An 18,017-nucleotide genomic window follows, 5' to 3' on the forward strand; every position below is an offset into this window, starting at 1 on the left:
CTTTCCGGGTTCGCCAGGATTAAAGGATGTGAAGAAGAGAACCTATCACACCTACTGCGATTGTAATCAATAAGATTGTAGTTGATTTGCAGCCTTTTTTCAAGAGGCCAAACATCGCCAGGGTGTAAAGTAACGGAAGCAGCAATGGGAAAATCTGATCTAAGTATCCCTGAAGCTCAAACGCCGTCTCCCCAATGGTAAAGGTGAGCGGGGTTTTCATCGCAACCATGGAGGCACTCATGGCGCCGATTACCATAAGGCCGACGATTGACGCGCCCTTGGAAATCATTTTTAAGATGCCTGCGCTCTTCGAGTTGCTCATTAGGCCTGCGCCAAACTGATAGCCCAGCACTGTGCCGTAGTAGCGGATCAGGAGATGCGGAACGTTGAAAATGATTAAGAACAGAATCGCGCCCAGAACGCTTCCCTGCTGTGCCAGAGATAAACCGATACCTGCGGCGATGATTCTCAGTGTACCCCAGAAGAAGGAATCGCCGATTCCGGCTAACGGGCCCATGAGTCCTACCTTCACGTTATTGATGATATCCTTGTCAAAGTCCTTGTTCTCACTGGCTTCCTTCTCCATGGCTGCTGTAACGCCGCTGATTACGGATACCATATGAGGTGTGGTATTAAAGATCGCCATGTGGCGCTTTAAGGCTTCCGCCTGTCCCTCTTTTGTCTTATAGAAACGTTTAATCGCCGGCCACATACCCACAGAAAAGCCCAGGGCCTGCTGCCTTTCGTAGTTATAGGAGGCCTCCAGCAGGAATGAATTCCAGAACAGGCCATTTACCATTTTTTTGTCTTCGGCAGACATTTTTTGCTTACTCATCGAACAAATCCTCCTCTTCCTCTGAACTTACGGCTGCAGCCGCTGCTGTCCCATTTCCTGACGCGCCCTTTTCATAGCAGATCACAAAGGCCAGCACGACTCCCATGATGGTCACCGCCATAATCGGCAGATTCAAATAGGATATCAGAATGAAACCAAATACGAAGTAAATAGCATTGCGTTTCTCCATCATCGGAAGAAGGAGAAGTGCGAAACCGACTGCCGGAAGGAGTCCGCCCGCTACGGAGAGACCATTTAAGATTACCTGCGGAATATTGTTTACAAACGCCTCAACCGCCGGTGAACCGAAGAGCAGAGCCACAAAACCTACTACGAAATACATGAAACACTGAAGCAGAAGACCGCCAATGTTTAATGCGTGCAACTTTTTGATGTCTCCCGCCTCCGCTAACTTCATGGCAAGATCCATGAACCAGCTTCGGATAATGAACACGATAACCTTTAATGACTGGGCCAGAATCGCGATAGGAAGTGCCAGAGCCAGAGCGATATCAGCTCCCTGTCCGGACTGGATCGCAAACGCCGTTCCAAGTCCCGCGCCGACTAATACATCCGGCGGAACCGCAGCTCCGATCTGAATAGCGCCCATAAATACCAGTTCCAGAGTGGCTCCCACCATGACACCGGTCTGTAAGTCTCCCAGCAGTGCACCGATCACCGGTGATACCACGATCGGCCGGATCACCATAGGTGTACCGCCTAATTTTTCCAGGAACCACAATACTGCCATTGCGAGTCCAACTAAAATTGCTGCCTGCATAATTTCATTTCCCCCTTTTTAAAATTTCTTACGTAAGTCCGCATACTTTGCCATTGCCGTGGACGGTACTTCCTGAACCTCGATGGTATATCCCGCAGAAGCTATCTCATCCAGGTTCCTTAAGTCCTCCTCATCCACATAAACGGCCTTGGAAAACAGTTTCTTACCGTCCGCCATCTGAATTCCGCCTAAGTTGACGACTGGCTTCTCCTCCAGCTTCTTTAAAAGGCCGTTGGCATCGGCCGGACTACCGCAGATTGCAAATACTTTCATGTCCTTCAGTTTCGGGTTATTGATCAGCTTCGCCGCTTCCTCCACGCTTCTGGTGGCCAGCTTCACGCCTTCCGGGCAGCACATCTTGATAACGCCCTTCCGAAACTCGTCTGCCGCGGCCGCATCGCTGGCGATTACGATGGCGTTATAGCTGAGCGCCGATTTCCAGCTGTAGGCTACCTGGCCGTGCAGAAGTCTGTCATCAATTCTTAATTTTACTATCATATCGATATCCCCCTTCTATTAGAAATCAAAGTCATCTGATGAATCGACGGCGTCTTCCATTTCCACAACCATGAGCTGTTCTCTGGCCTGAGCCACCGTGTTCTTCAGCTGATCCGCCGTAATAGGAGCATCCCCATCCAGCATAGTGACAAGTTCCAGCACCAGCGGCAGATTCGCCCCAGTGACAATCAGGCTGTTCTTCAGCCGTTTTCCCATGATTTTCTGGTTCACGCTTCCAAAAAATGCATCTGTGATTACCAGAACCTGATCTCCCTCTCCGAGAGATTCCGCATAGTCGTCTATCTGTTTTTCCAGAGGTGTTTCCGTGACAAATGCGTTAATACAGGTGATGTCTTCCCGCTTCCCCATAATCAGGGACAGCGCGCTTTCCAGGCCATCCGCAAATCTTGCGTGAGCCGCGATGAGCATTCGTTTCATTTCTTTTCCTCCTCGTTATGAGCGCTTAGCGCCTGTATTTTAGGCGCTTACGTGCGATACATGTCACTGGCACTTAGCGAGGTCTTTCACGAGCTTAGTGCAGTGGCGCGTTATGAGCACTTAGTGAGGTCTTCCCCGCTTAGTGCAGTGACTTATAAAGTTTTTGTGATATACTGGCTGACTACCGCGTTGACGCCTCTGTGTAAGTCTCTTCCGCGGTCATCCGCCATCCGGTAAGCAAGCACCTGGAACACGGTCACGTACTCCAGACCGAAGAACCAGCGGCTGGCCGGGCTGATGGATAAGTCCCGTTCTTCCAGCGGTTCCTCTCCTACCAGGGCGCAGAAACCGATCTGCTCCTTAATGAAGCGGGCGATTGCCTTCGCCTTCTCGTCGTCCTCTCCCCGGTGATGTAAGATAAGGAAGAGAGTCGCGTCATCAAAAGAGTTCTGAGGGCCATGGATAAACTCTTCCAGCTCGAAGCTTCTGGTCATCATGGGAACCATCTCCATAACCTTAATATCCCCTTCATTGACGATTGGATACAGGTCTCCGGTTCCGGCCATCATCATTTTGTTTCTTCTTAACAGTGAGAATTTATTGGCCTGATACCACGTTTCCGTCGCTGCTTCCACAGCCGGCAGATTCTGGATCATCGCATCGAAGTCCTTTAAATATCCTGCTTCTGCTTCCGCCGTCACCTCTCCATTATAGACGCCTGCCGCAAGTCCCAGCAACCAGCAGACAGCGGCTGAGGTGGAAAATCCGATGGTGCGGTACATAAATTCCTCCTGTCCGCATCCCATATCCAGGTGGAAACCGGCCATCTTTGCGATGGACGCTTCCGCATCCGCGGTGATCGCCATACACGGCCTGTCCGCATTTTTAATCTTCTCCAGGGCCTGGTAAACAAGCTTTGTCTCTCCTCCCTGGGAAATTACCACATATACCGTCGAATCCGTATCACCTGCCTCCCGGCTCAGTTCCGTATCGGCTTCATAATTTACAAATAAATTCGGATACTTGAAATCCGTCTCTATTCCGCACTGATTTTTAATAAACAGCTTCGCTGTGTGGGCACTGTTGTAAGAGGACCCGCTGGCGATAAACACGAGGCGGCGAACCTTTTTGATCCCGCTCTCAGACAGATAATCCGCAATATTTTTCGCGCGTTCCGGATAACTGTCCCTGATTCCCTTCAGACATTTTGGAATCCTTTCAATACAATCTAATACAGTTGTCATATCCTGCACCTCCCTGACAAGTCACAGTATAGTCCTTTACAAAAAAGTATTCAAATTGTATTTTTGCACTATATAAAGTGCAAAAACAGGCATACTTCCGAAGTACTGTTCTTTTTTCAGCCAAACTCCCTTTGCATAGTGTGCGCAAAAGCGGCCTGACCATTCGAGTCACGCCGCTTTCATACATGTATTACCATTATTCTGTTTTTCATCTCTGTATCTTCCTTATCGTAAGCTTTATCATCTTGTTGTTTACTTGTTTTATCTGTGGATCCTACACTGCCGCGTTAAAGCTTCTTTCCATTTCTCCCAAACTTCTTTTTCCGGTTGAAAAACGGAATCTTTGAAGCCGCGGCCTCGGCACGCCCTTTGTTATCTTTCTGATACGAACGGAGAAGCTCGTCCAGCTGTTTGAAACGCTCTTCTTCCTTCTCATCCTTCACTCTCATCAAATATTCCAGCTCTTTTACCACCTTGTCATTCACGATACTGCTGACATCCTGGCTCAGCTGTTCATTGTTGACCTCCAGGGCCCGTCCAATGATGTGATTCATGATTTCCTGGAACTGCTCCATCTTCTCCTGAGCAATGATTACCTGCGCTGTGCTATGTACTTCAGCAAGTCCCGTCTCTCCGTCTCCGCTGTCTGTGACTACCGCGCTCTCTTTTAACGCCCGCGTCACCGATTCCTCCAGAAGCTCGTCCGGTATCACCGGATCTTTTCCGTCTTCCATGATTTTATCAAGCGCTGTCTTGATGGCTTTTAACTGGTATCCTTTTTCCTTCAGTTCCTTGATCTGCTGGAATAAACGGATGTGTGCTTCGGTGTAATACCGGTGTCCCATCTCATTTCTTGGAATCGCAAGCTCAAGCTCGTCCTCCCAGTAGCGAAGTACGTGGGACTCTACATCCACCTTTTTAGATGCGTCCGATATTAAGTAATGTATCTCAGCCATAGCTATATCCTCTCCTTTGGTTCGTATAGTTTCATAACTTACTATTTATATCTTATGCGGCGGTGAGAGGGATTATGATTCATTCTGAAAAATATTTTTTAAGATCTTCATAATCTTTCTTCGCGGCTTCGACCACTTCAGACATCATCCGATAGTCGAAAGCAGCGCATGGCAAACAGCAGAAAACGACGCTAAGCAAATGGAGTGGAACAATGCAGGGGAGTGCTTTGCTTTAGATTTTTTTTGAGGGCAGGTTGATTTTATGATATGACGAGCTGGACGGGGCGGAACGCCCGTCGGCGCGTGGATGATGGTTTTGGAGGTGGGAAACCCGCAGGAGCCAGGAATCCGAATCAGGAAGGTTCTGCTCAGACTGTACCTGATCCAATACCGCAGAAGAACCTTCCTGATTCGGATTCCTGGGGGGCGTTCGCCCCATAGAAAATGAGGGATGGGCCGCGCGGAAAACAAACTCAAATTGCGAGCTTGTTTTCCGCGCGGCCCATCCCTCATTTTCTATCCTGCTCATTGCTTGGCCATGTTTGCGAATTTCGTAAACTCCGGTCTCCATACTAAATTAACCGTTCCAATTGGACCATTTCTCTGCTTCGCAATGATAACTTCCGCAATATTCGGCATATCCGTATCTTTATTATAATAATCATCTCGATAAAGAAACATAACAACGTCCGCATCCTGCTCGATTGCTCCTGACTCTCGTAAGTCGGACAGCATCGGACGGTGATCCTGCCTCGTCTCACACGCTCGGCTTAACTGCGACAATGCGATTACTGGCGCGCTTAATTCTCGGGCCAGAGCTTTTAAGGATCTTGAAATCTCTGAGATCTCCTGCTGACGGTTGTCTCCGCCGCCTTTTCCACTTCCGCTCATCAACTGTAAGTAGTCGATGATTACAACGTTTAATCCATATTCCAGCTTCATCTTTCGGCATCTGGAACGCAGTTCCATGATCGAAATACCCGGCGTATCATCTATGATCAGTTTGGAATTGCCGATGACACCGATTCCTTCTACTACCGCATCCCAGTCCGAGTCCGACAGCGTTCCGGTTCGAAGCTTCTGGGAATCTACGTTGGATTCCATCGCTAACATACGGTTTACCAGCTGCTCCTTTGACATCTCCAGACTGAATACCATACACGGCAGACCTTTTTTTACAGCAATATGATCAACCAGGTTCAGTACGAACGCCGTTTTTCCCATGGAAGGACGGGCCGCAATCAGGATGAAGTCGGAGGGCTGCAGGCCCGATGTCTTGTAATCCAGATCGATGAAGCCTGTCGGGATTCCCGTTACGGTTCCCTGGTTTTTGGAGGCTTCCTCGATTTTTTCGAGAACGTTCATCGCAACCTGACGGATGGGGACGAAATCACCGGAATTACGGCTCTGTAATAAGTCGAATACCGTTTTCTCCGTCGTCGCCAGGATTGTCTCCAGCGGCTCTTTTCCTGCGTAACACGTGTTGGCAATGTCTTCGTTGACCTTGATCAGTCTCCGCAGGACCGCTTTCTCACGCACAATGTTCGCGTACGATTTGACGTTGGCCGATGTTGGCACCGTCGTGATGATGTCCCGCACGAAGTCGAGACTGCTTACCTCGGGCGGGACATCCTTTTCCTTTAACCGGTTCTGAAGTGTGATTAAGTCTACCGGCCTGTTTTCATTGAAAAGCTCTACCATGGCCTCAAACATGACTCCATACTGGTGCTGGTAGAAATCATCGGCCGTTATGATCTCGGAAGCCGCTATAATCGCTTCCCTGTCCATCAGCATGGAGCCGATTACCGACTGCTCCGCCTCCACACTGTGAGGAAGTACCCGCTTGATCAGGGCGTCATCCATGTCTTAAGCCTCCTAGCTCTCTACTACTTTAACAGCAAGCTTCCCGGTCACTTCTTTGTGCAGCTTGATCGGGACCTCATGCACTCCAAATGTCTTAAGCGGCTCTGGAAGAACCAGTTTCTTCTTGTCGATATCCAGGGACAGCTGACTCGCGATGGCTGATGCGATCTCCTTTGAAGATACGGAACCAAACGCCTTTCCGCCTTCTCCCGCCTTGATGGAAACGGTGATGGAAGACTTCCCAAGCTTTTCTGCAAGCTCCCTTGCCGCTGCCAGCTGCTCTGCTGCCAGTCTGGCCTCATTGGCCTTCTGAAGCTTTAAATCATTTAAGTTCTTCGGAGTTGCTTCAATTCCCAGCTTTTTCGGGAGAATAAAGTTTCTCGCGTATCCGTCATTGACCTTGACAATCTGTCCCTTTTTTCCAAGTGTTTTTACATCCTCTAATAATACTACTTCCATTATGATATATCTCCCTTCTCTAACATGTCTCTGATGACTTCCTTGACACGGTTTCTCGCTTCCTCAAGACTCATGTCCTTCAGCTGCGCTCCCGCGATGGTCCGGTGGCCTCCGCCGCCCAGCTTCTCCATCATGACCTGGACATTCACCTCGTCGATGGAACGGGCGCTTAAGTAAATCGTGTTGTTGTAGAACGTCATAACGATAGACGCCTTCATTCCGGCTATGTCAAGCAGCTCGTTCGCCGCCTGGGCGCCCACAACCGTCGGGCTTTCAATGCCCTCGGACGGGCATGTGCTGATCGCAAAACAGCCCTCAAATATCTCCGCCTCCCTGACCGCCTCCGCCTTGGCCTTATAATCGTCAAGATCGTCGCGGAACAGTTTGCGGACACGCACAACATCGGCGCCGTTTCTCCGCAGGAACGCGGCGGCCTCGAAGGTGCGGACACCTGTCTGGTTCGTAAAATTGTTGGTATCGATCACGATACCGGCATACATCGCGTCGGCTTCGGCCGATTTGATGCGGATTCCGTCGGCGATGTACTGCAGAACTTCCGCAACCATCTCACACGCAGAAGACGCATACGGCTCTACATAAGAAAGCACCGCGTTGTCGATGATCTCACTGCTCTGACGGTGATGATCCAAAACCACAATGGTCTTGACCAGCTTAAGAAGCTCCGGTGCATCGGTGATGCTGGGGCGGTTTACATCCACCACCACGAGGATGGTGTTATTGTCCACTAAATCGGCAGCCCTGGCGCCGGTCATGAAAATATCGTCCGGGTATTCGCTGTTGCCGGTAAAACGGTCCATCATCGGCTTCACCGAGGAAGTCACTTCGTTGATAATAATGTTGGCCTTCTTGTTCATGGCCGTGGCAATCCGGTAGATGCCGACTGCCGCGCCGAAGGAATCCACGTCCGTCAGGCGGTGCCCCATAATCAGAAGTCGGTCCTTCGTCTCCATCAGCTCGCGGAGGGCATGGGCCTTCACACGGGCTTTCACACGGGTGGTCTTCTCCACCTGCTGCGCCTTGCCGCCGAAGTACTGAATCCGCTCCCCATCCTTTACCACAGCCTGGTCGCCTCCGCGTCCCAGAGCCATATCGATGGCGATACGGGCGTAGTCGTAGCTCTGGCTGTAACTTTCCCCATTCATGCCGAGGCCGATGCTTAAGGTTACCGCCATCTCATTGCCGATGTTGACCGTCTTCACATCTTCCAGGATAGAAAAACGGTTATCCTTCAGTTCCTGAATATAGCACTGTTTGATCGCAATGAAATACTTATCCTTTTCCAGCTTCTTCACGATGCCGTTCATAGCGGTGATGTACTTGGTGATCTTCCGGTCGATCAGTGCGGTTAAAAGAGAACGGCGCACCTCTTCCACACTCTCCAGCGCCTCCTCGTAGTTGTCGAGATAGATGAGGCCGGCCACCATCTTCTGGTCGTTGACCATCTGCTTATAAGTAAGAATCTCCGTCTCATCGAATAAATAGACCGCGATCAGCATCTGACCCGCATCCTCGGTACCGATGGCATCCGCTATGTCCTCGATGGAATCCTTCATGTAAACGGCCTTCAGCTGAACCTGATACTTACGGTCACTGCACGTGCAGTGGAGCACCACGGAGCCCTCCTCTAAATCCAGGACCTCCTTTGTGATCTCCGGAAAAATCGATGATAAGTATTTCCTCGTATTTTTAAATGGCTTTTCCTCGCCCAACACTTCTGCCAAAGCAGTATTCCCCCAGAGCAACCGGCCGCTCTCATCCGCAATTCCGTACGGAAGCTCCAGGTCGGTAAGCAGCTGTTTCTGCATCCAGGAATATTCCGCAGAAAATTCCACCAGGCCGTTTAGCAGTCGTTTCTTTCTGTAGGTGTAGATCCACAGAGCGATTCCGATATATAGCAGCGTAAACACAGCCATAATAATCCCGGCCGTCACGCTGACCGCTCCGATTATCGCATTCATGATAATCAGCATCGCCGATAAATATAACGGCCACTGCATATAAGCCCTCAGCTGCCCCTTTACTTTTATTTTTTCTTTCATATCTGTCTCCTTAGAATATAGGTTCCGCAGGCAGAGCGGGGCGCGCCTCCATACGGAACATTTTCATATTATGGGGCGTGTTGTCCCGCAATATGAAAAAAGGGTTCTTTTTTCGCTATTTTAATATTATAGCATAGCCTCTCTGGTTCGTCTATGATAATGGGGCAAAAAATCAGGGACTGCCCCGCCGGAGTTCCCACTTATGAATAAGTAAGAACCCGGTGTGCCAGTCCCATTCTGCCTGCTTTTTCCTGTTACAGCCGTCAGTATTTACTCAGAATTGAGGCGACCTCATCCGGCTTTACGTGACCGTAGGAATCGCTGTCCACCATCAGATTCGGTGCGGTTTTGCACTGCTTTAGGCATTCCTTCATCATGATCTTAAACGCACCGGACTCTCTCGTCTCCACCGCCTTCAGCACCGCTTCAAACACTTCAGCGGAACCCTTGCCGCCGCAGCGCGCTCCCGTGCAGACAGTGATGCAGTGTCCGTAAGGCGCCTTCTTAAAGCTGGGATACAGTTTGATCAGCTGTAAGAGAAGCGTTTGCTTCACGCCCAGTGCATCTGCCATCGCGCCGGTCTTCTCCGATGGAATGTATCCGTACAGTTCCTGCACCTCCCGAAGCATCTCCACGATATTATCCTGGCTCTTCGCATCCTTCTGGCCGCCATAATAGTCCACGATTTCCTGCCACTGGCGTTCCTTCTGCTCTTCTTCCTCCATCTGAATTCTGAATTTGTTTCTGTCCATGTCATTCATCAGCCCTTTCCCGCCTGTCCGGCATTACGCTCCCATCATACCAGATTTCGTTCTATATTTCTATCCTTTCCTATTTCTGCCTGCCTATTCCCGGTCGGCGGAAAGGATGGAAAAACAAAACGGGCGGTCCGTATCGGACCGCCCGTTCTCTATATTCAGCCTATCTCCTTAAACTCCATCTGCGCCGCCGGATAATCGCCCATAATCATCGGAATGGATATCCCGGCGTTCATCAGCGCGCTGCCGCTGTAGATACGGCCATCTTCCTCCAGGCGATACCGTTTCTCCGGGTCAAGGCCGCGAAGCTTAAACCAGAGATCGGGGGCATTGGCCCTCACATGGGTGATCACCAGATTAATCAGAGTCCTCGTCTTATCGCCGGATACAAACTGCCACGCGGTGAAATCGGAATCTCCCTGCGGGCTGGCGAGCCGGTAGTAATCCCCGTTGTGAATGAGGTCATAATACCTCTTATAGTCTTCCACCTGCGCCTTCACCACTTCTTTTTCATCCTCTGTCAGGAGATTTAAATCCATCTCATAACCGAAGCTTCCAGCCATGGCCACCACGCCGCGCGTCGCAAGCGGTGTCCTTCGTCCCGTCTGATGGTTCGGTATAGCCGATACGTGGGAACCGACGGCCGAAATCGGATAGAAGAACGAAGTTCCGTACTGAATCTCCAGCCGCTCGATGCCATCCGTGTCGTCGCTGCACCAGATCTGCGGTGAGTAATACAGGATAGCCGGATCGAAACGGCCGCCTCCACCGCTGCATCCCTCAAAAAGGATATTGGGAAATGATGATGTAAACCGCTCCATCAGGTCATAAATGCCCAGCACGTAGCGGTGGTAAACCTCGCCCTGGCGTTCTTTCGGAAGAACGGCGCTGTAGACATCGCAGATACTGCGGTTCATATCCCATTTCACATACTCGACATTGGCGCTCTTTAAGACCGAGGAGATCGAATCGAATACGTAGTCCCTGACCTCGCTCCTGGACATGTCGAGCACCAGCTGATTCCTGCTTCTGCACGGTTTTCTGCCCGGAATCGTTAATGCCCAGTCTGGATGCTCCCGGTACAGACGGCTGTCCTCATTAACCATCTCCGGCTCGATCCAGATACCGAATTTCATGCCCAGATGATTAATGCCCTCAACCAGTCCTGTAAGGCCGCCCTTCAGCTTATCCGTATTGACGAACCAGTCCCCAAGACCCGCGTTGTCACTGTTCCGGCTGCCAAACCAGCCATCATCCAGCACCAGCATCTCGATGCCCAGCTCCGCAGCCTGTCCTGCAATGGAGAGAATCTTCTCTTCATTAAAATCAAAATAGGTAGCTTCCCAATTGTTGATGAGGATGGGACGCCTGGCAAACTTATATTTTCCCCTGCACAGATTGTGTCGGATAATGGAATGAAAGTTGGCTGACATGCGTCCCAGGCCGCTTCCGCTGTAAGTCATCATGAGCTGAGGCGTATCGAAGGCTTCTCCCGGCTCCAGCAGAAACTCAAAGGATTCCGGCTGGATACCGCATGCAACCCTCACGGAATCCATCTGATCCATCTCGATCTCCGCGGAAAAATTGCCGCTGTAAATCAGGGAGAGACCGTAACACTCTCCGTGTTCCTCGGTCGCATCAGGAGAGCACAAGATCACACCCGGGTTGTGCTGATGGCTGGAGGTACCTCTCCGGCTTCCCACCTCCATCGTCCCATGCATCAGCGGAAGGCGCTCCAGCCTTCGTTCCATCGCGTGCCTCCCGTGGAAATGAATCACTTCCCACGCTCCATTCGGCAGTTCCAGGCAGGCTGACATCATCTTTTCCAGCCTGACCGCTCCGTTTCCGCCATTGATGATTCTCGCGGAGCGGGCGATGATATCGCGGTCCGCAAACACGACGTAGTACAGTTCCAGTTTCAGGGAGGACGGCGAATCTTCCATGGAAATCACCAGAGTCTCTCCCATTTCATCCTCATCGAACAGGCACGGAAGCCCTGGAATCTTATGAGCCCCCTCCCTGATCTCACAGGAGACATAGCGGAAATCAGCGGCCCGCGTTCCGTCCGCCTGGCACACGTCCACACAGTTGTTGCGGTAATCTCCGATACCATAGGAAGGAAATTCCTGAGGCAGCGTATCCAGGGAACATGTTCTGTCATCCCCCGCGTCATAGGGGTTGCCGGAAAATCCGACATCTCTTCTGTTCAGCAGATAATCCATGGTGCAGTCTTCTACCCTTGCGCCATAATAGAGATGAAGCAGAATCCCGTAATCGCCCACTTTCATCTGATAAGTCGTCTGTTTCGTCTGCAGCGTGATTACCTGCTCCGCCTGATTCATTATGATAGCCATAACCTGATCTCCTTATATTGTTTTATGTTATTCAGCCTTCCCGCTCCCACGCGCCGCTCTGTGCGGATTCCATCACAGCTGCCTTGAGATGCGGCTGAAACAGCCTCAAGTAAAACCATGCGTTGCCATATGCCGTCAGTGAAAATCCACACATGAGCCAGATCAGAAGGTAGACGGGAAAAAGCTTCGCATCCACCATGGTAAAGTACATCGGCAGGCATGTAATGGCAGCCGTGGCAATCAAGTATCCCGGCTTGTGAAAGGCAAAATAGAATGCATGGGCGGCCAGCCTTCCCAGGGTATTGGAAAATGCGGCAATGACCGGAAATATATATAACAGCAGCACTCCCGTAATCAGCCCGATACCAATCAGGCTGAAGGAAAGGAACGTGGAGGAGGCACTTTCCGACAGGAGAAGCCATTTCCCTTCGATGAAAAGAAGGACTCCCACTGCGGCCAGAACCGCCCAGATGGCCGTCGCCTGAATGAAGTTCTGCTTAAAGCTTTGAAAAAATGCTTTCCAGACCGTGACATCTTTATCCTTATGGAGTTTTAACGCCGTGTAATACATGGCCGTGGTCGAGGCCCCGATCGTCACGATAGGGAGACTCGTCACAATCCAGAGAACATTCAACGCGATCATGTTTCCCAGGAATCCGAATATCTGCCCGAAAATACTGTCTTCACTCAATATATTCATCGTTTTCCACATCCCTTTCTCTCTCAGCCGTTATCCTGTAGTTTTTATCCTACAGCTTTCCGCCGGAAGTTGCAATTCCTTCAATAAACTGTTTCTGGAATATTAAGTAGATCACAATCATCGGCACACAGGCCAGCAGGGAAGCCGCCATTAACTGCGGATAATTGTTCGTGTACTGTCCCTGCATCTTTGCCAGCGCGGCGGACAGGGGCATCACCGTCTTGTTGCAGATCATGGGCCACATTAAATCCTTGTAGGCAAATACCGCGGTAAAAATACCGAGCGCCACCATGCCAGAGCGCGTTAGAGGCGCCATGATATATAAAAATGTCTGACCAATATTACAGCCGTCCAGACGCGCCGCCTCTTCCAGATCCTTCGGAAGTCCCAGATACGCCTGCCGCAGCAGAAACGTTCCAAATGCAGTCACAAGTCCCGGGAAGATCAGGGCGAACACGGTGTCTAAAAGCCCCATCTTACTTACCATTAAATACTGAGGTATGATAAAAATCTGTCCAGGCACCATCATTTGAAACAGGACCAGGGAGAACATGAAGTTCTTTCCCTTGAATTCCAGCCTTGCAAACGCATACGCCGCCATCGTCGCCGTGAGAACCGCGGCCGCCACACGGCCCACAATCAGCAGGATGGTATTGATATACAGCTGCAGAAAATCCATATTTTCGATAACCGTTTTAAAGTTATCCGTCTGCCATACAGCCGGGAAGATGACGAACGGATTGACAGAAGTTGCTTCTGTTGAGGTCTTAAATGCGGTGAGCGCCATCCAGATAAACGGCACGAGCATTGTGATGCTTACCAGGATCAAAACAACGTGAATCGATATGGCCGCCGCTTTTTTCTTTTTTTCCATGTTTCGTCTCCCCCTCTCTAATTATAATAAACCCATTTTTTCTGTGCCTTCATCTGGAATACCGTAATAATCATAATGATTGCCAGCAGCACCACAACGATGGTGGAACCAAGGCCCTTATTGTTCTGAACAAAGGAATACTGATAGAATAAGTAGACCAGGGACTGCGTCTTTGAAAGCGCCGGATTATTTCTGTCCATAACCATGAAGATTAAATCAAACACCTGAAGCGCGCCGATCACTCTGGTCACTGTCACAAAGAAAATGGTAGGCGACAGAAGCGGTACTGTGATATGGAAAAACTGGTAGATTCCACTGGCTCCGTCGATGTTGGACGCCTCATAGTAATCCTTCGGAATCTCCTGGAGCCCTGATAAAAACAGAACCATGTTATACCCGATGATGGACCACACACCGATGACGCCGATGGAATAGACGGCGATATTCGGATTGGAAATCCAGTTTATGCTGGTTCCGAACACATTATTTAAAAGGCCGAATTCCGAGTTAAAAAGCCATCTCCACACCATGGCGATCGCCGCAGGGGCCGCAACCATAGGAAGGAAGAAAATTGTACGGTAAGCGGCCCGCCCCTTCATCTTTCGGTTCAGCAGCACGGCCAGAACCAGGGCGATGATGATGGAAAACGGTACTTCCACGATGGCGTATTTGAATGTATTAAGCAGTGACTGCCATACCTCCGGGTCCGTTAAGACCCTTTGGTAATTGGCCAGGCCGATAAAGATGTTGCCCTTTCCGAAATCGCCTGTCTTGAAGAAGCTCTCATAAATAGTTTTGATAATCGGATAGATATTCAGTACAATCAGCCCGATCATGGTTGGCAGGATAAACGCCCAGCCCCACAAAAACTCATTCTTTTCCCGGCTGGTAATCTTTCTTTTTATTTTCAATTCTGTTCCCTTTGCCACAGAAATCCCTCCTTTTCGTATGGGCCTTACTCATCTGCCAGCATCTGATCCATTTTTTCCGCAATTGTATTACATACTGTACTCATATCCTGGTTCCCTGACCATGCTTCTTTTAATTCGGCCGTCATCATGTTCCACCATACCAGAGTGCTTCTGGAATGCGGACGGAACACGATATCGCTGTTCATCATATCCAGATACGGCTGTAAATTAAATTTATCCGTGTTTTTTACCCAGTCGTCCGAAACACCTTCGTAGGCCGCCATGGTAACACCAAGCTGTGCCTGCTTTAACTGCATATCCTTCGTTCCCAGGAATTCGATCAGCTTCCATGCCGCTTCCGGATTCTTCGTGCTGGCACTTGCCGCCCATCCTAAACCATTGTATAAAGAAACACGTTTTCCCGTCTCAGCATCCTTTGGAAGAACCGCTACATCACAGTGCTCTGATATGTACTCATTGTCCTTAAACGCGGCCACCATCCAGGAACCCTGGGACAGCATGGCAATCTTGCCGGAGCCAAGCAGTACGTCCGTGCCGGTCTCAGACATGACGGTTGCCGGCGGCATTGCATTTTTCACCAGTTTATCAACAAATTCCATAGCTTTGATGGTATTCGGATCATCAAAACCGGATTTCTTCATATCCTCTGAGATGACATTACCGCCCATGGAGTAGATCACGTTCATCCAGCCATCCTGCTCGTTGGAAGGGTTCATGGCGATTCCGTACTGGCTTCCGTCGTCCTTTGTCAGCTTCACCGCTGCGTCGTATAAGTCATCCCAGGTCCAGGTATCATCCGGATAAGCGATTCCGGCCTCGTCGAACATATCCTTGTTGTACCATAAGGCAATGGTATCGATATCCTTTGGAACCGCGTAGGTCTTTCCGTCGTACTGGTACATTTCCTTAATGTCAGACGGGAACTTATCCATCTCCAGCTTTTCGCTGGCCGCTACCTTATCTGTGAGATCCAGAAGAATGTCGTTGGACATGTACTTGGTCGCCTCGTTGGAATGCATCCAGAATACGTCGGGCATATCGCCGCCTGAGGCTCCCGCCTCTAAGAGAGTCCAGTAGCTGTCCCATGTGATTACCTGTAAATCCGTCTCGACTCCGGTCTCCTTCGTGAAATCAGCGAGAATCTGATCCAGTCCCGGCTTCTGTCCGTTATCCCAAATTGCTACATTTAGTTTTCCGCCTGCGTCTGCAGCCTGTGTATTTCCCGCTTCTTTCTTATCGCCTGATGAAGAATTTCCGCCGCCGCACGCCGTTAAAGATACCGCCATGGTCGCCGCCATAGTAAGTGCTATACCTTTTTTCCACAATTTGCTCACTTTAATTTCCTCCTTGCAATCCTGATTTGTTCTGAGTTTTCGTTATTATTACCAGCTTATTTTCTTCATCGGCCAATGAATTTTTCTTTTATTTGTGCACATTTTGTATTTATGTCTTCGTTTCTGTGACTATATATTAGCACATTGCCACTCTCACCGTAAATGGAAATACCCTGATACAAATATACCAAAATGCCTCCTTGTGCGAAATATCTTGAAGTCACCACGCATTTGGGTATATAATGTTTATAATTAATTCCCAGAAATCCCAGGAGGGGAGGTGCTTTTTTGTCTAATTTTTCGTTTGCTCTCTTTACCGATAAAAATTTCGTCGACTGTACCCTGTTTCAGTACGGATGGGAGAAATGCGATCCGCACCACTCCTTCGGTCCGGCAGCGCGCAATCATTACCTGTTTCACTACATCATTTCCGGAAAGGGGCTCTTAATATCCACCGACAGCAGTAAAAAAGATACGGAATACCATCTTCACGCCGGTCAGGGCTTCTTAATCTCGCCCGGCCAGACCAATACCTACATCGCCAATTCCCTGGACCCGTGGGAGTATGCGTGGGTGGAATTCGACGGCTTAAAGGCGCCGGAAATTATTGCCCTGTCCGGACTGTCCTTCGATCTGCCGGTTTACAACAGCAATAATCCGGCCATGGAACAGGTCTTAAAAGACGAGATGATCTATATTGCCGGCCATACAACCGAATCTTCCTTTCATTTAATCGGCCATTTATACCTGGCTCTCGATGCACTGGTCAAGTCCTCCAACCGCCGCATGACGGCTGTAGGCGGCCAGCTGAAGGATTTTTATGCCCGGGAGGCGGTCTCATTTGTGGAACACAACTACCAGAACGATATCACGGTGGAGGACATCGCCGCCTTCTGCAACTTAAACCGCAGCTATTTCGGCAAGATCTTTAAGGATGTCCTCTCTATTACGCCGCAGGAATTCCTGATCCGTTTCCGGATGGCAAAGGCCTGCGAGTACATGGAGACGACCAATCTTCCCATTGGAGAGATCAGCGCACGGGTCGGTTACCCCAGCCAGCTGCATTTTTCCAGGGCCTTTAAAAAAACGTATGGCCAGCCTCCACGGGAATGGAGACTGGCCAATCAGCATAAGTAAATTCACAGTAACAATTCATTTTCTGTTTTATTTCAGGATTTCCCCAGTTTGGGCTCCCCCCTCTTCCCCTGCCAGATTATACGCCTCCTGCTTATAATGGTAGGAGTCCTTCATCAGGCCCCTGTCGCGGAATGTGCGGAAGGACCGTGATATCATGTAAATGGTTTCCACGGACTCCGCCAGCTCCTCCTGGGCCTCCTGCATGGGAACGTAGAGATCCGGCAGTTCTCTGTGGTTCCCGATCTGAATCAAAAAAATTCTCTCAACGCCCAGCGCCTGAAAGGCTTGGAATAAGGTCAGCGTCTTCTCTTTGTATTCTTCCTTCGTCATCCCATTGTCCGCATCCGTACATCCCTGACACCAGACCATCCCAATTGAATGAACAGCGATCTTCTGAGACTCCGCAAAGCTTACACATGCCTGAAATCTCGCCGCTGCGTCCTTAAAATACGGAGTATCCGGCTGCCATTCCAGGATGCTGGAACCGCCCTTGGAACACGACACTGCGATAACCGGCCGGCCCGTTTTCCGAAAACACGCATTTACAAACGCAGCAGCCATGGAACCGGTCTTCATGCCTGGTTCCCAGACCCCTCCCTCACGGTTTTCATTTACTCCAAATGGTTCCGCAAGCGGCACCAGTCTGTCCGGCTCCGTCACCGCCCGGTATTCCCAGGCCGCCCCGGGCAGCACCTCCGGCGCCAGCTGAGCGTCGCCGCGTCCGGCCATATTGCTCTGTCCCATAAATAACAATATATCTGCTTCCATCATAAGTCCTCTCCTGTTCCAATCGA

At 50.1% G+C, this 18,017-nt stretch carries 17 protein-coding genes; 1 reads left to right on the forward strand and 16 read right to left on the reverse strand.

The features are described from left to right. Positions 1-19 precede the first annotated feature (19 nt). From DFR60_RS12000 to DFR60_RS12070, 15 genes are all read right to left on the reverse strand, one after another. The gene (locus DFR60_RS12000; RefSeq protein WP_002602003.1) at positions 20-835 is read right to left on the reverse strand and encodes a PTS system mannose/fructose/sorbose family transporter subunit IID; all 816 of its coding nucleotides are present in this window, start codon (positions 833-835) and stop codon (positions 20-22) included. Further along, a complete protein-coding gene (locus DFR60_RS12005; protein ID WP_110323112.1) occupies positions 828-1,616 on the reverse strand; it encodes a PTS mannose/fructose/sorbose/N-acetylgalactosamine transporter subunit IIC in 789 nt (262 codons plus the stop codon). Before DFR60_RS12005 ends, DFR60_RS12000 begins: the two co-directional genes overlap by 8 nt. An 18-nt stretch (positions 1,617-1,634) precedes the next feature. Next, entirely contained in the window at positions 1,635-2,114 is a 480-nt protein-coding gene (locus DFR60_RS12010) for a PTS sugar transporter subunit IIB (protein WP_002602005.1), read from the reverse strand. A gap of 18 nt (positions 2,115-2,132) precedes the next feature. Then, complete coding sequence (locus DFR60_RS12015) at positions 2,133-2,552, reverse strand: PTS sugar transporter subunit IIA (RefSeq protein WP_110323113.1); 420 nt, start codon at positions 2,550-2,552, stop codon at positions 2,133-2,135. A 152-nt stretch (positions 2,553-2,704) separates the two neighbouring features. Continuing rightward, positions 2,705-3,796 carry an SIS domain-containing protein gene (locus DFR60_RS12020; protein ID WP_110323114.1) on the reverse strand — a complete coding sequence of 364 codons (1,092 nt, stop codon included), beginning with the start codon at positions 3,794-3,796 and terminating at the stop codon, positions 2,705-2,707. Between the two features lie 287 nt (positions 3,797-4,083). Beyond that, positions 4,084-4,752, reverse strand: coding sequence for a helix-turn-helix domain-containing protein (locus tag DFR60_RS12025; protein WP_002602008.1), 669 nt, complete (start codon positions 4,750-4,752; stop codon positions 4,084-4,086). A 525-nt stretch (positions 4,753-5,277) separates the two neighbouring features. Further along, positions 5,278-6,615, reverse strand: coding sequence for a replicative DNA helicase (gene dnaB, locus DFR60_RS12030; RefSeq protein WP_029467553.1), 1,338 nt, complete (start codon positions 6,613-6,615; stop codon positions 5,278-5,280). Positions 6,616-6,627: 12 nt separating this feature from the next. Beyond that, the gene (rplI, locus tag DFR60_RS12035) at positions 6,628-7,074 is read right to left on the reverse strand and encodes a 50S ribosomal protein L9 (RefSeq protein ID WP_025531337.1); all 447 of its coding nucleotides are present in this window, start codon (positions 7,072-7,074) and stop codon (positions 6,628-6,630) included. After that, on the reverse strand, positions 7,074-9,134 hold the full coding sequence (locus DFR60_RS12040; RefSeq protein WP_110323115.1) for a DHH family phosphoesterase: 2,061 nt from the start codon (positions 9,132-9,134) through the stop codon (positions 7,074-7,076). Before DFR60_RS12040 ends, rplI begins: the two co-directional genes overlap by 1 nt. A 263-nt stretch (positions 9,135-9,397) precedes the next feature. Then, complete coding sequence (locus DFR60_RS12045; protein WP_110323116.1) at positions 9,398-9,895, reverse strand: NADH-quinone oxidoreductase subunit NuoE family protein; 498 nt, start codon at positions 9,893-9,895, stop codon at positions 9,398-9,400. A 155-nt stretch (positions 9,896-10,050) separates the two neighbouring features. Next, the gene (locus DFR60_RS12050; RefSeq protein ID WP_110323117.1) at positions 10,051-12,246 is read right to left on the reverse strand and encodes an alpha-galactosidase; all 2,196 of its coding nucleotides are present in this window, start codon (positions 12,244-12,246) and stop codon (positions 10,051-10,053) included. Positions 12,247-12,277: 31 nt separating this feature from the next. Then, complete coding sequence (locus DFR60_RS12055) at positions 12,278-12,946, reverse strand: YesL family protein (RefSeq protein ID WP_243005053.1); 669 nt, start codon at positions 12,944-12,946, stop codon at positions 12,278-12,280. Positions 12,947-12,995: 49 nt separating this feature from the next. Continuing rightward, positions 12,996-13,820, reverse strand: coding sequence for a carbohydrate ABC transporter permease (locus DFR60_RS12060; RefSeq protein WP_110323119.1), 825 nt, complete (start codon positions 13,818-13,820; stop codon positions 12,996-12,998). A gap of 17 nt (positions 13,821-13,837) precedes the next feature. Beyond that, on the reverse strand, positions 13,838-14,749 hold the full coding sequence (locus DFR60_RS12065) for a carbohydrate ABC transporter permease (RefSeq protein ID WP_110323120.1): 912 nt from the start codon (positions 14,747-14,749) through the stop codon (positions 13,838-13,840). Positions 14,750-14,775: 26 nt separating this feature from the next. After that, entirely contained in the window at positions 14,776-16,050 is a 1,275-nt protein-coding gene (locus DFR60_RS12070) for an ABC transporter substrate-binding protein (RefSeq protein WP_110323175.1), read from the reverse strand. A gap of 324 nt (positions 16,051-16,374) precedes the next feature. Between DFR60_RS12070 and DFR60_RS12075 the strand changes: the two genes are divergently transcribed. Further along, positions 16,375-17,223 carry an AraC family transcriptional regulator gene (locus DFR60_RS12075; protein ID WP_110323121.1) on the forward strand — a complete coding sequence of 283 codons (849 nt, stop codon included), beginning with the start codon at positions 16,375-16,377 and terminating at the stop codon, positions 17,221-17,223. 27 nt (positions 17,224-17,250) lie between these two features. Here DFR60_RS12075 and DFR60_RS12080 read toward each other — a convergent pair whose 3' ends face one another. Then, the gene (locus DFR60_RS12080) at positions 17,251-17,994 is read right to left on the reverse strand and encodes a sialate O-acetylesterase (RefSeq protein ID WP_110323122.1); all 744 of its coding nucleotides are present in this window, start codon (positions 17,992-17,994) and stop codon (positions 17,251-17,253) included. Positions 17,995-18,017: the final 23 nt, after the last annotated feature.

The organism is Hungatella effluvii (assembly GCF_003201875.1).
Classification (GTDB): domain Bacteria; phylum Bacillota; class Clostridia; order Lachnospirales; family Lachnospiraceae; genus Hungatella; species Hungatella effluvii.